The following is a 12,716-nucleotide window of genomic DNA, read 5'->3' as shown; positions in this document are numbered from 1 at the left end:
CCACTCCGCCAACAAAAAGCCCTTGCAGCTCAATGAGTTGCAAGGGCTTTTCCGCTTTCTGGGTCGGCGGGCTGGTGTGATCCACGCCAGCCGATTGACGGAATATGCCCGGGGGCTTCCTTGGGCTCTTTGACTACCCCCGACGCACGCCATCGTCGACCACCACTTCGCCGTCTTCCTTCGTGAACGGCGGCAATTGGGCCACGGGGAGCAGCGCGAGCACCTTCTCCGAAGGCCGGCACAGCGCCGTGCCCAGGCGCGAGACGACGATGGGCCGATTCAGCAGGATGGGATGCCGCTGGATGAAGTCGATCAACTCTTCATCCGTCCAATGCGGTTCATCGAGCTTCAGTTCGGCGAAGGGTGTCCCCTTCTCGCGCAACAGCGCGCGCACCGGCTGGCCGGTCGCGGCCACCAACTCGCGCAGGCGATCCTTCGTCGGGGGTGTCTTCAGGTACTCGACGACGGTGGGTTCGAAGCCGGCATGCCGGATGAGCGCGAGCGTGTTGCGCGAGGTCCCGCAGGCAGGGTTGTGATAGATCGTGATGTCATCCATGGTGGTCGGGCCTTGCCGGGTCTTGAGCCAAGGGTGTGTCGGGTCCGAGCCAGCCATGCAGGGCGAGCGCGACTCCGGCGCCGGCCAGCTCTGCCGCGATGAACGCGGGTGCGCTGGGCGGCGAGATGCCCGCGAAGGTGTCGCTCAGCATGCGCCCCACGACGGCTGCCGGGTTGGCGAACGATGTCGACGCGGTGAACCAGTACGCCGCGCCGATGTAGGCGGCGACGGCGGCGGCAACGCGAGACGGTGGTGTTCTCAGGATGACGATGAGCAAGCCGGCGGTGGCTACCCCTTCGGCGAGCCATTGGCCGGGCCCGCTGCGGACCTTGGCAGATACCTGCAGCAGCGGCAGGTCAAACATCGCGTGAGCGAGCCAGGCTCCGGCCATCGCACCCAGCAGTTGCGCGCAGCCATAGGCGATGAGGTCGAGCCGGGGCAGTCGGCCGAGGGCGGCCATCGCCAGCGACACCGAGGGATTGAAGTGCGCACCGCTTGTCGGACCGAACACCACGATCAGCACGTACAGGCCGCCGACGGTCGCCAGCGCGTTGGCGAGCAACGCCAACGCGACATTGCCGCCGGCCAGGCGCTCTGCCATCACGCCGGAGCCGATCACGACGGCCAGCAGCAGGCCGGTTCCGATGAACTCGACCAGTGCGCGCCGGGGCAGGCTTTTCATCTCGCGGGCAGCCAATCAGCAGCACGCCGACGGCGCAGCGGCGACGGGAATGCCCACCGGCTTCCCGCGCGGAGCGGCGTTCGCGCAGCATGCAGCCGCCTCGGACGCCTCGACCTTCGGCTTCTCGCTGAACACCGGGATGTTGCCCAGCGTGCGGAACTGCTCCCACGCGATGCCTTGCGGGTCGGTCACCCAGTACTTGTCGCTGCGCGCATAGCAGCAACTCGTCTCGCCGACATCGAGCAGCGTCATGCCGGCGGCCTCCGCGCTCGACTTCAGCGCGGCGAGTTCTTCCTCGGTGTCCGCCTGGATGCCGAGGTGGTCGACACCGGGGGCGCTGCCGCGCGTCGAGATCGCGAAGTTGATGCGAGGATCCTCGATCATCCACTTGGCGTAGTCGCTCTCGACGCGGGTCGGCTCCGCGGAGAACATCTTCGAATAGAAGGCGATGCTCGCCTGCAGGTCTTGCACATGGGCATGGACGTGAAATCGCTTCATTGCGGGCTCCTGGGGGTGGGTCAACATCCGCACCTGGCGGACTCGGGCGGCACCGCGCAGGCCTCGCCTGCGCAGCAGTTCTCGGTGAGGAAACCGATGACGCCGTTCATCTGGTCGTACGCGGCGCGGTAGACGAGGTGCCGGCTGACGCGCTCCTGCGTCACCAGTCCCGCGCCCATCAGTTCCTTGAGGTGGAAGGACAGCGTCGTCGGAACGGTCCCGAGCCCTTCGCTCATCACGCCGGGCGTCAGGCCGCTCGGGCCGGCGACCACCAAGGCGCGGAAGACCTCGAGTCGCAGCGGGTGGGCCAGCGCGGCAAGCGCTCGAATGACGGCTTCTTGTTCCATGAGCCGACTATACGAGAAATATGAAACAGTTGCCACGTTCCCGGCGCCGCGACGTGATCGCCGACCGCCACAGGGGCAGGCCGACCTGGACGCGCTCGCCTCGGTCGTCCGGGCCTGCCTCAAGCAGCCGGTCGAGGCTTCAGCTCATCGTCGYCGGCTCGGTGTCGGCGCGCGGCCGCAGCGCGAGCGACAGCAGCTCGTCGAACCGGTGGTACGCGAGGCTCGCACCGGCGACGAAGGCGCTGCCCTGCTCCTCGGAGACGCGGGCCGAGTCGAGCGCCTGCGCGAGGCTGCGCCACGCGCGCGTGCGGCTGCCCAATGGTGCGAGCAGGTGCCGCCCGCCGTTCGTCTCGTCCAGGCCCAGGTGCTCGCCGAGGTGCTGCGTCTGCGCCATCAAGTCCAGGCTCAGCATCAGGCCCTCGCTCGCATGCACCCAGCCCAGCGCCTCCATCAACCCGAGGCCGTGCGTCGCCGGTGCCGGCGACGAGCGCGGGTGGGGCGGCCAGGCCTCCAGGTCGTGCAGGTCGGCCTCCATGCGGCTCGCGCGCTCCGCATCGGCCAGGCCGGGGTCGGGGATGACCTGCCAGACCTCTTCATCGGCATACAGCCGCCGCACGTCGCCCAGCATGTGGTACTGCACCGTCAGGAAGYCGGCGTAGTGCTCGGTGGTCTTGAACGGCTCGATCAGGTTCAGGCCATCGCGCAGGTAGTCGTGCAGGAAGCCGGCGTCCTCGCTGAGCCRCTGCGTCAGGGTCCGGCGCGACGGCTGCGGCACGATCGGTGCCGGCACGGTCGGAAACTGCAGGGCGATGTAGGGGTTGTGCATGGGCGCGCGCGGCTCAGTGGTTGGCATGCCGCATCGGCTGCGTGGGCGCGAAGCCGTGCTCGGAAAGCGTCTGCTTCGGCGCCGGTGAGCGGCCCTGCGCGTGGGCCTGCGCTTGCGCCTGGGCCTGCGCCAGGCTGTGGGCCGCCTCGCGCAGGTGCTGCTTCGCGCGGGCCTCCTTCAGCTCCCGGGCCTGCTTTGCGAAGCCGGCCTGGAAGCGGCCCAGCTCCTTCTTGTGCCGGCGCTCCACCTGCCCCAGCACGATCGATACGCGCTGCGACACGCGCTTCATCTCGCGTGCCCGGCCGAAATGCCAGCCGGCGGCCACGCCGGCCGCGAGGAACACCGCCGCACTGCCCAGCCAGATCAGCAGCTCGATCATGCGGGTTCTCCTTGCGAGYGGGCCTCCTGCGCAGGCAAGGGCGCCCGGCGCAGGTGGCGTTGCCCCGAGTTCGCCTTGCGCCCCGGCGCATCGAAGCCGCCCAGCCGGGCGCGGTACTCGGCCGGCGTGCAGCCGACCTGGCGCACGAAGGCGCGGCGCATGCGCTCGTCGTCGACGAAACCGCTCTGCGCCGCGATCGCCTTGATCGACACCGGCGAGGCCTCCAGCAGGTGGCAGGCGCGCTCGACGCGCAACTGCTCCACCACCTTGGCCGGCGTCTGCCCGGTGCTGCGCACGAAGAAGCGCGCGAAATTGCGCGGGCTCATGCCGGCGCGCCCGGCCATGTCGGTCACGGTGGTGGGCTGGCTCAGCCGCGTCGCGACCCAGCCGAGCAGGTCGGTCAGCATGCTGTCGGCACCGCGCTGCGCGAGGCGCTCCTGCAGGTTCAGCAAGGTGCTGCGCTGCGCCTGGCTGCCCGAGCGCGCCATGAACACCACCAGCTCGCGCGCCACGTCCAGGCCGATCTGCGGGCCCAGGTCGGCCCGCACCAGCGCGAGCGCCATGTCGATGCCGGCCGTCATGCCGGCGGCCGTCCACACCTTTCCGGCTTGCACGTAGATCGGGTCGTCGTCCAGCTGCACGCGCGGATAGCGCGTTCTGAAATCGTCGCCATGACCCGCCAGCGTGACCGCGCGCTTGCCATTCAACAGGCCCGCGGCGGCCAGCAGGAACGAGCCGGTGCCGATCGAGCCGACCCGTGCCGCCTTCGGTGCGACCTGGCCGATCCAGTCGATCAGCACGGCATCGCGCAGCACGGGCCCGATCTCCGGGCCGCCGCACACCAGCAGCGTGTCGATGCCGGCCGGCGTGAGCGTCTCCAGCGGCGCCGTCTGCAGCGCCAGCCCCGACGAGGTGCCGACCAGGCCGCCGCGCCGCGAGACGCTGGTCACGCGGTAGGCCGGTGGCCGATCGGCGCGTGCCAGCACGGCATTGGCGACGGTGAAGACTTCGGCCGGACCGGCCACGCTGACGATGCTCGATCCGTCCGGCACGAGCACGGCGATGCATCGCACATCCGAGATGGCTTCCATTTTTTTGACCCCCTGTCCCAACTTTGTTGCTGTTCGTAACTGGTTCTATCTTCTCCGGCTAGTGTGGGATCTGACTGTGCAATTTTTTGCACATCGACCTCCCTTGGCGCGAATGGAGGTCGTATTGGCCTGAACCGATGGATGGGTTCTCCCGCGAGCCGTCAAGTCATCGTCTTGCGGACGGCTTCAGGCGCGTCTTCCCGGGTGTTGATTTCGACCAGCAGGCCGCCCGGCGCGACGCAGAAGAAGCGCGTGCCGCGCGGGCTCTTGACCAGCTCGACCTGCATTTCGATGCCGTCGGCCTTGAAGCGCGCGTACAGCGTGCGCACGTCCTCGGCGGTCGGCAGCTCGAAGCCGATGTGGAAGTTGTGCGGCCAGTCGACCTCGAAGCCCTGCGCCTGCTCGAGCACGATGTCGAAGCCCGGCCGCTTCAGGATGTTGTAGCCCGGGTGGGGGCTGCTGGTGGTGCAGCCGAGCCGCTGCTCGAAGAAGCGCGTCGTCGCGGCGAGGTCGTTCGAAGGGAAGCTCAGGTGGTTGAGCTTCATCGCGGTGGTGATGTCGTTCATGGGGCGATGCCTCGTGGTGAGAAAGGAGGGCATCGTAGGAAGCGGGCGCCATTCGCTCTACTCGCATCGGCGCCCGGGCGGCAGCCTCGGGCCGCGCAGGGGGCTCAGCGGGGACTCGCGATGTCCGACTCGCTTTCGGGGCCGTCGGCCGCCAGCCGCAGGTAGCCGAAGACGGCCGCCTCGACGCGCCGCCGCAGCCCCGCCTCGTCGGTCTCGCCGCGCTCGCCGGCGCCGTCGACGATGCCGCGCACGATGGCGCCGACATCCGACACCGCCAGCTCGTGGTCGCGCTGGCGGGGCAGGTCGGCGCGGCCCAGCAGCTCGGAGACCACCGCGCGGAACGCCCCCTTGCTCACCGCGGCGCGCAGCTCCGGGCGGCTCTCCTCCACGTCGAGCAGGCGTGCCAGTTCGGGCCGGCGCAGCTGCTGCGCCACGGCGGCGGCGATCAGCACGCGCAAGGCCGCGCTGCCGTCGGCCTGCTGCAGCGCGGCGTGGGCCTCGGCGTGGAAGCGTTCGCCTTCGCGCTGCATCAGCCCGAGAGTCAGCGCCTCCTTCGACGGAAAGTATTGGTACAGCGAGCCGATGCCGACGCCCGCGCGCTCCGCCACCGCATTCGTGTTGAAGCCGGCCATGCCGCGCGCTTCGAGCACCTGCGCCGCGGCCTCGAGCAGCGTCTCGACGGTGCGCTGCGAACGGGCCTGCCGGGGGGCCTTGCGGGGTGTCAGGGACGGGGTGCGGGGCATGGGGGTGGATTCTCGCGCGCCGTAGGCTATGCTGCGCCGAGCTCAGCCATCAAGGATGTCCATGACCCGCCTGACCACCGTTCGCGCCGCCTGCCTGTCTGCGCTGTCGCTCCTGGCCCTGGCCACCACGCTGCCCGGCCATGCCGAGAGCTTCGCCTCCTCCGCATCGAGCGCCGGCTCGGCCTCGTCCGGCAGCGTCTCCGACTCGATCAAGGGATCGAGCAACAGCTCCAAGCGCGACAAGGAAGTGGCCGAAGGGCAGTACCGCGTGATCGACGTGGCCGAGGTGGCGGAAATCGCCGGCCGCCCCGCGATGATGCAACTGACGCTGCGCGCCACCGAGGCGGGGGCCGAGCGCGAGTTCATCCTCGAACTGCCGCGCCAGGCACTGGCTGCGCGCCCGCTGGGCACCGGCGACCTGGTGCAGGCGAACCAGCGCCCCTACGGCTTCGAGTTCGCGCGCGTCGACACCCGCGAGGCCTTCTTCCTCGTGCTGACCGACGACTGGCGGCGTGACCTCGATTCGCGCGTCGTCACGCTGTGATGCGGCGGTGAGGCGCAGGCGCGGCCGCCGTGCGGTCGTGGCCGCCGCGCTGGTGGCGGGGCTCGTCGGCGCGGTGCAGGCCGCCAGTTCGTCTGCCAGTTCCCCCGCCAGTTCACAGTTCTGTGATCGCCCCGCGGCGATCAACGCCGGCCAGCAGGACAAGCTGCTGCGCTTCGCCGCGCTGGTGCGGCAGCAGCTCGACGCCTCGGGCCGCAGCGTGGCGGTGATCTCGCGGTCGGGACTCGACCTGAGCCGCTTCGGCCTGCGCTACTCCCACGCCGGCATCCTGCTGAAGGCCGATGCCGGCGGCCCCTGGTCGGTGCGCCAGCTCTACTACGCCTGCGAGGAATCGCGGCCCCGGCTGTACGACCAGGGCGTCGCCGGCTTCCTGCTCGGTGCCGACCGGCCGTCGCTCGGCCATGTCTCGATCGTGCTGCTGCCCGAGGCCGAGGGCGCGTCGCTCGCCCATGCCTCGCAGGATCGCCGGCTGGCGCTCGACCTGCTGGCGGCGCGCTACAGCGCCAACGCCTACGCGTTCAGCACGCGCTACCAGAACTGCAACCAGTGGGTGATGGAGCTGCTCGCCGGCGCCTGGGGCGGCCTCGATGCCGCGAGCGTCACGCGCGAGCAGGCGCAGCAGTGGCTGCAGGCGCAGGGCTATGCGCCGGCGCCGGTCGACATCGGCTCGCATGGGCTGCTGTTCGCGGCGCAGTTCGTGCCGCTGCTGCACGTCGACGACCACCCGCTCGACGACCTGTACGCGCTGAAGCTGCACATCAGCACGCCGGCCGCCGTCGAGGCCTTCGTGCACCGGCAGCTGCCRCAGGCCGAACGGGTGGAGCTGTGCCACGACGAGCGCAAGGTCGTCGTGCGCCGCGGCTGGCAGCCGCTTGGTGCGGGCTGCGAGGCGGCACCGGGCGACGAGGTGCTGGCGTTCGACTGAAGTTCGACTGAAGAGCGCGGCAGCCGGGGGACGACGCGGTGCTTCGCATTTCCCGCCCATGGCTTCGCTCGAGCGGGACGATCCGTGTCGACGCCAGGCGAATACTGAATTCCTCATTCACTCCAGAGGAAAGGAATTCACCATGCCAGACTACGGTCGCGTCGGGCCGCGCTACGGCTCGTACTCAGGGGGTTCCAGTACCCAGCCCCGCGACATCCCGGCCCGCTCGCGTGGGCCGGCTGGCGATTCATGGGGGGCGTCGCCGCCGCGATCGGGGGCGATCGGCATCCCGGGCGGCGGCGGCCGTCGCCGGCGCGACAGCTTCGATTCGATCTCGTCGGGCGACGAGTCGGACGGCGGCTACCGCCGCCCGAGCGCGTCGACGATGGCGCCGCGGCGCGACCTGCCGAACCCGCAGGGCTACCGGACCTACCACCACTCGACGCGCCGGCGCGACCGCGACAACATTGCGGCCCAGGGGCTGTATGCGGGTCATCATGCAGGCATCGGCGACCCGGATGGCGGTGAGGCCTGCACCGACGGCGTCTACGTCGTCAACCCGGGCCGGCACATCCCGGACAGCCGGGGCGGTACCGTGATGGTGGTGTCGTCGCAAGACCCGTCGCATGACCGCAACTACCGCGGCCAGGCAGGCGTGTTCCTGCAGCCGCACGTCCAGCCGCTGCGCAATGCGCGGTATGGCCGTGGCGGCGTCCAGAACACCTACTCGGCGGTGTTCCCGATGACGCCGTATACCGCCGGCGGGGCGGCCGCGATGATTCACCATCACAACCCGGACATGGATCTTTCGGGGGAGGACGCGGCCGGCGCGATGTACTCGCAGTTCAACCAGGATTTCCCGATGCATGCGCCGCATCCGGAGGATCCCGGCCAGTACTACACGCCGCACAGCCAGTATCAGCAGACCTTGGCGCCCAGCAGCGGGCCGAGCGGGTATGCGGAGCCGGTCAGCAGCGTCAGCTACAACACGCCTCCGCAAGGGAGCTTCTATCCGTCGCAGCGCCATCACGACGATCCGCTGTACTACGACTCGGATCATTGAAGTCGCCGGACAGGGAATCCCGCTGCCATCGCCCTGGCGATCGCGAACCTCGCTGCGCACGCCGTGACGCCGGCGGAGCTCGCCGACGGCGCGAGCTACCGCGGCGAGTTCGCGTTCGATTCGGCGCACCTGTTCGGGAATCTGGTCAACAGCTGCTCGTAGGAACCCATGAAGAACGGGCGCGCGGCCGCTCGCATGCTCGTCGGTCACTTCAATCTTTTCCCCCCAACAAGAGCGGTGGGTGTTGAGCGGCGGGTGAGGGGATGGGYTGGGGGCGACTTCTGAGGCGACGGAGAAGATCGGCTTCRGGGRTGGCGCGCGCCAGCGCGCTTCGTGGACTGACTCATCGACACTGTTTGACCACAGCGAGCGAAGCGAGCGGCGGGAGTTTGGCGATGCACCCCTGAAGCCGAGCTTCTTCGTGGAGTCGGCCCGCCAGGGCCGACCGCCGAAGCTGAGCCCCCAGCCCATCCCCTCACCCGCCGCGACGCGCGCCCCGTCGCACCCAGGCCTACGTCAATCGCTGCGTGATCGTGCGTGCCACCCGTTCCGGCGCGTCCGCCAGCAGCGCCGGCCACCGCGCACGGGCGCGCTCGCGCGTCTCGCGCACGATGCGCCGGAAGCGGTTGAAGGCCAGCAGCCCCGCTGCCTTGGCCAGCGCCTCGGCGGCGTCTTCGCCCCAGGCCCGCAGCGATTCATCCATCTTGCGGTTCTGCGCCAGCGCGCGCGGGTCGGCCGGGTCGAAATACGCGGCGACGCAGACCATGTCGTAGGCCGGCGCGAGCCGCGGGTGCACGCCGTCGGCGTACACCAGCGCCCAGTTCTTCGAGTGCGCATCGGTGTTGCCCATCAGCGCATACGCGGTCCAGCGGCGGAACACCTCGTCGAGCTCGTGCACATCGCTGGCCGGGGACTGCTTCAGCAGCACCAGCAAGGCCCGCATCGCGGCCGGCAGGTCGCGGTACTTGCGGCGGCTGTCGATGCCCAGCGCCTGCGTCAGCTCCTCGAAATGCACGCGCTGCGTGCGGCCGTCGAGCAAGGGCCGGCGGTCGAAGCGCGGCACGTGCAGGTAGTGGCTGAACGGCAGCGCGACGCCGGGCAGATCGAGCTCGGCCACCGGCCGCGCGCTCGCGCCGGCGGTTTGCACACCCACCGCCTCGGCCAGCCGGTAGCAGCAGGCCTCGTTGTGCACCAGGTCCGGGTAAGCCGTCGACGGCAGCTTCACCAGCACCTCGCCGGCCTCGGTGCCGCTGCGCACCACGTAGCGCGCGCCGCGGTGCACCATCGAGAACTTCGTGACGAAGCCGCCGAGCGAGAAACCGTCCTCGACCGGCGCCGCCACCGCCGACGGCTGCAGCGGCTCCAGCCGCTTCGTCGCATGCAGCTCGACCACGCCGGTCGGCACCTCGTGCGCCGGCAGCACCTCCAGCGCGCCGGGCAGGTCGTGCCCGGCCGCCGCCAGCAACTCGAACTCGTCGTCGCGCTCGACGCCGCGCCGCTCGGCCAGCCGGTCGCGGTTGTGCCCCTCGGGCAGCATGTTCTCGAAGAACACCGGCAGCCGGCCGATGCGCACCAGGCGCTCGTCGTTGACGGCACTCAGGATCGCACGCGTCTGCGCCTCGCCGGCGCCGCGGTACAGCTGCGACAGCGTCGGCCGCGCTGCGTCGCCGACGTAGGCGTCGTCGAACGAGACGCGGATGTTGTCGCCGACCTGCGAGAGCCAGCCGATGCGCCGCGGCTGCGCCGCATCGGGCACGTGCAGCCGCAGCTCGGCCATCGTGATCGGGTCGCTGCGGCTCACGAGGGCGCCTCGCCGTCGTCGTCGTCAATGTCGGCGTTGGCGTTGGCGTCCTTGCCGACGCGGTACTGGAACGCCTGCTGCCCGACCCCGAGCGGCGCGCTGACGCCCGCCGGCAGCGACACCGACTGCCCCTGGTTGGCGATGAACGCGACCGTCTCGGCCAGCAGCGGCTTGGGCACCGGCACCAGCACGTAGCCGAGCTCGTCGAACAGCGCCGTCAGCGTCGACAGCCGCGCATCGGCCTGGCCCTCGGCCGCGGCCACCGTCAGCCGGCTCAACCCGGTGCGCTCGGCCAGGCTCACCAGCGAGCGGCCGCCGGCGCGGCGCAAGGCCTTCAGCTGGGCCGGCAACGAAACATCAGTTTGCATGGCAAAGCAATCATTTTGTTCAGAATGACTGCTTCACTATACATTGAATGGAAAACCATGCAAATCAGGCTGGATGTCTGGAAAACCAGGCAGGCGGCTTCAGCACGCCGGTCGTCAGGCTGGTGCCGAGCAGGATCACCGCGCAGCCCAGCAGCATCTGCGGCGTCAGGCCTTCGTGCAGGAACAGCCAGCCCCACAGCACCGCGAACACCGGGATCAGGAAGGTGACCGACAGCGCGTTCGCCGGCCCGATGTGGGCGATCAATCGGAAGAACAGGATGTACGCGATGCCGGTGCAGCCGACCGCCAGCAGCGCGGCGGCCGACCAGGCGGTGGCCGACGGCATCGCCGCGGGCCACCACACGAGCGCCGGCACCGCCAGCACCAGCGCCGACGACAGCTGGCTGCCGGTGGCGACCGCGAGCGGCGGCACGCCGGTGAGGAAGCGCTTCGTGAAGCTGCCGGAGAAGCCGTACAGCAGCGTCGCCGCGAGGCACGCGAGCACCGCCCAGCCGCTGCTCGCGCCGGGCTTGAAGCTCGCCTTGTCCCACGCGAGCCACAGCACGCCGAGGAAGCCGATCGCCAGGCCCAGCGTGCGCGCGGGTGTCAGCTTGTCGCGCAGCCAGCCCCAGGCGATCAGCGCGCCGAACAAGGGCGTGGCCGCGTTGAAGATCGACGACAGCCCGGCCGTGATCGACAGCGCGGCGTAGCTGAAGCACAGGAAGGGCAGGGCCGAGTTCGTCAGGCCGACGATGAAGATCGGCCGCCAGTGGGTGCGCAGTGCGCCGCCCTGGCCGCGCAGCATCAGCAGCGGCAGCAGGAACAGCGTGGCGCCCCAGACGCGCACGGCGGCCAGCGCGACCGGGCCGAACTCGGCCGCACCCATGCGCATGAAGAGGAAGGACGCGCCCCAGATCGCGGCGAGCCCGGTCAGTTCGATCCCGTCGGCGCGCTTCAAGACGTGGCCTCGCGCAGGCCCGGGACCCCGTCAGCGCCTTCGAGCTGCAGCAGCGCCTGCTTGCGGTGCAGCCCGCCGGCATAGCCGGTGAGGCTGCCGTCGTGGCCGAGCACGCGGTGGCACGGCACGATCACCGACACCGGGTTGCGCCCGACCGCCGCACCGACCGCGCGCACCGCCTGCGGCGCGCCGACCTCGCGTGCGATCGCCGCATAGGTGCAGGTGCCGCCGGCCGGGATGCGCAGCAGCGCCTGCCAGACGATCTGCTGGAACGGCGTGCCCTGCAGGTCCAGCGGCAGCTCGAACTGCGTGCGCCGGCCGGCGAAGTAGTCGCGCAGCTGCTGCGCGGCTTCTTTCAGCAACGGGTCATCGGGGTCGTGCGGCACGGTGGGCAGGTCGCCCGGATGCGCCTTCTGGCCGTCGAACCACATGCCGGCCACGCCGTTCGCGGTGCGCGCGAGCAGCATCGGGCCGAGCGGCGAATCGAATGCGGCCTGCGCTACGCAGACGGCCTGCAGGCGGCGCGACAGGGTAGCGGGCGTGCTGGAAGTGTTCATGGTGTTGCTCCGGAAGAGGAAGGAACAGGTGAAGAGAGAGCTGGAGGAACGGGTGCCAGGCTGTTCCACAACCTGAGCACCGCATACGAGCGCCACGGCCGCCAGGCCTCGGCGCGGGCATCGGCCTCGCGCTGGTTCTGCGTGCCGAACAGGGCCTTCATCGCGTTCAGCACCGCCACGTCCTTCGGCGGGAAGGCATCGGGCCAGCCGAGCGCGCGCATCGCGAGGTAGTGCGCCGTCCACGGGCCGATGCCGGGCAGCTCGGCCAGTGCGCTCATCAGCGCCTCGGGCTGGTGGGGCAGCGCGAGCAGCCGGGTCAGCTCGGGCCAGGCGTTGGCGAGCGCCTGGATCGCGCCGACGCGGCTGCGGATGATGCCGAGCTCGGCGATGCGCTCCAACGGTGCTCCAGCGAGCGCGGCCGGTGACGGGAAGCAGCGCGCCACGTCATCCCACGGCGTCGCGACCGGCTCGCCGAAGCGCTCGATCAGCCGCCGCGCCAGCGTGCGCGCCGCGGCCACCGTGACCTGCTGGCCGAGCACTGCGCGCACCGCCATCTCGAACGCGTCGATGCTGCCCGGCAGCCGCAGGCCGGGCGCGCCGGGCAGGTCGCGCAGCACGTCGTCGATGGTCTGTGGCGAGGCATCGAGGTCGAGCCAGCGCCGCACCGCCATCACGACCCGGCCGCTGTGCGGCGCGAGCGCCGGCGCGTAGCGCAGCCGCAGGCTGGCCGGGCGCGTCGGTGTCGCGTCGATGAAGGCGGCCTCGAGCCAGCCGGCCTCGGGGCCGAGCACGCC

General features: G+C 70.5%; 17 protein-coding genes. 3 read left to right on the top strand and 14 right to left on the bottom strand.

Annotated elements, in window-relative coordinates:
* Positions 1-133: 133 nt before the first annotated feature.
* The 9 genes from arsC to AC1D1T_RS23540 form a co-directional block, all read right to left on the bottom strand.
* Positions 134-556, bottom strand: coding sequence for an arsenate reductase (glutaredoxin) (gene arsC / locus AC1D1T_RS23580; protein ID WP_465114485.1), 423 nt, complete (start codon positions 554-556; stop codon positions 134-136).
* Positions 549-1,238 carry an aquaporin gene (locus tag AC1D1T_RS23575; protein ID WP_477827457.1) on the bottom strand — a complete coding sequence of 230 codons (690 nt, stop codon included), beginning with the start codon at positions 1,236-1,238 and terminating at the stop codon, positions 549-551. Before AC1D1T_RS23575 ends, arsC begins: the two co-directional genes overlap by 8 nt.
* A gap of 15 nt (positions 1,239-1,253) precedes the next feature.
* Positions 1,254-1,736 carry an ArsI/CadI family heavy metal resistance metalloenzyme gene (locus tag AC1D1T_RS23570; RefSeq protein WP_477827456.1) on the bottom strand — a complete coding sequence of 161 codons (483 nt, stop codon included), beginning with the start codon at positions 1,734-1,736 and terminating at the stop codon, positions 1,254-1,256.
* Between the two features lie 20 nt (positions 1,737-1,756).
* Positions 1,757-2,083: an ArsR/SmtB family transcription factor gene (locus AC1D1T_RS23565; protein ID WP_477827455.1), complete on the bottom strand. Its 327-nt coding sequence runs from the start codon at positions 2,081-2,083 to the stop codon at positions 1,757-1,759.
* Positions 2,084-2,222: 139 nt separating this feature from the next.
* Entirely contained in the window at positions 2,223-2,909 is a 687-nt protein-coding gene (locus AC1D1T_RS23560) for a biliverdin-producing heme oxygenase (protein ID WP_477992574.1), read from the bottom strand.
* Between the two features lie 13 nt (positions 2,910-2,922).
* A complete protein-coding gene (locus AC1D1T_RS23555) occupies positions 2,923-3,288 on the bottom strand; it encodes a hypothetical protein (protein ID WP_477827454.1) in 366 nt (121 codons plus the stop codon).
* Positions 3,285-4,379, bottom strand: coding sequence for a GlxA family transcriptional regulator (locus tag AC1D1T_RS23550; protein ID WP_477992573.1), 1,095 nt, complete (start codon positions 4,377-4,379; stop codon positions 3,285-3,287). Before AC1D1T_RS23550 ends, AC1D1T_RS23555 begins: the two co-directional genes overlap by 4 nt.
* Positions 4,380-4,540: 161 nt before the next feature.
* The gene (locus AC1D1T_RS23545) at positions 4,541-4,945 is read right to left on the bottom strand and encodes a VOC family protein (RefSeq protein ID WP_465114493.1); all 405 of its coding nucleotides are present in this window, start codon (positions 4,943-4,945) and stop codon (positions 4,541-4,543) included.
* A 104-nt stretch (positions 4,946-5,049) separates the two neighbouring features.
* Complete coding sequence (locus AC1D1T_RS23540) at positions 5,050-5,688, bottom strand: TetR/AcrR family transcriptional regulator (protein WP_477828492.1); 639 nt, start codon at positions 5,686-5,688, stop codon at positions 5,050-5,052.
* A 61-nt stretch (positions 5,689-5,749) separates the two neighbouring features.
* On the opposite strand from AC1D1T_RS23540, the gene AC1D1T_RS23535 reads away from it, so the two are divergent.
* The 3 genes from AC1D1T_RS23535 to AC1D1T_RS23525 all read left to right on the top strand — a co-directional run bounded on the left by AC1D1T_RS23535 (position 5,750) and on the right by AC1D1T_RS23525 (position 8,238).
* Positions 5,750-6,232, top strand: coding sequence for a hypothetical protein (locus AC1D1T_RS23535; RefSeq protein WP_465114495.1), 483 nt, complete (start codon positions 5,750-5,752; stop codon positions 6,230-6,232).
* A complete protein-coding gene (locus tag AC1D1T_RS23530; RefSeq protein ID WP_477992572.1) occupies positions 6,201-7,175 on the top strand; it encodes a DUF2145 domain-containing protein in 975 nt (324 codons plus the stop codon). Before AC1D1T_RS23535 ends, AC1D1T_RS23530 begins: the two co-directional genes overlap by 32 nt.
* 142 nt (positions 7,176-7,317) lie before the next feature.
* Positions 7,318-8,238 (top strand): hypothetical protein, encoded by a 921-nt coding sequence (locus tag AC1D1T_RS23525; RefSeq protein WP_477840366.1) that lies wholly within the window; start codon positions 7,318-7,320, stop codon positions 8,236-8,238.
* Between the two features lie 511 nt (positions 8,239-8,749).
* Here AC1D1T_RS23525 and AC1D1T_RS23520 read toward each other — a convergent pair.
* The 5 genes from AC1D1T_RS23520 to AC1D1T_RS23500 all read right to left on the bottom strand — a co-directional run.
* On the bottom strand, positions 8,750-10,039 hold the full coding sequence (locus AC1D1T_RS23520; RefSeq protein ID WP_477840365.1) for a type II toxin-antitoxin system HipA family toxin: 1,290 nt from the start codon (positions 10,037-10,039) through the stop codon (positions 8,750-8,752).
* The gene (locus AC1D1T_RS23515) at positions 10,036-10,407 is read right to left on the bottom strand and encodes a helix-turn-helix domain-containing protein (RefSeq protein WP_477827679.1); all 372 of its coding nucleotides are present in this window, start codon (positions 10,405-10,407) and stop codon (positions 10,036-10,038) included. The genes AC1D1T_RS23520 and AC1D1T_RS23515 overlap by 4 nt, the downstream gene beginning before the upstream one ends.
* Positions 10,408-10,471: 64 nt before the next feature.
* Positions 10,472-11,365, bottom strand: coding sequence for a DMT family transporter (locus AC1D1T_RS23510; protein WP_047511301.1), 894 nt, complete (start codon positions 11,363-11,365; stop codon positions 10,472-10,474).
* Positions 11,362-11,922, bottom strand: coding sequence for a methylated-DNA--[protein]-cysteine S-methyltransferase (locus AC1D1T_RS23505; protein WP_477829440.1), 561 nt, complete (start codon positions 11,920-11,922; stop codon positions 11,362-11,364). Before AC1D1T_RS23505 ends, AC1D1T_RS23510 begins: the two co-directional genes overlap by 4 nt.
* Positions 11,919-12,716 (bottom strand): DNA-3-methyladenine glycosylase family protein (locus tag AC1D1T_RS23500; protein WP_477992571.1); only part of this gene is annotated, 798 nt, incomplete at its 5' end. The genes AC1D1T_RS23505 and AC1D1T_RS23500, both read right to left, overlap by 4 nt.

Source organism: Rhizobacter sp. P2_H3 (assembly GCF_056403355.1).
Note: the sequence above shows the minus strand (reverse complement) of the source record. Positions and strands in the feature narration are given on the sequence as shown.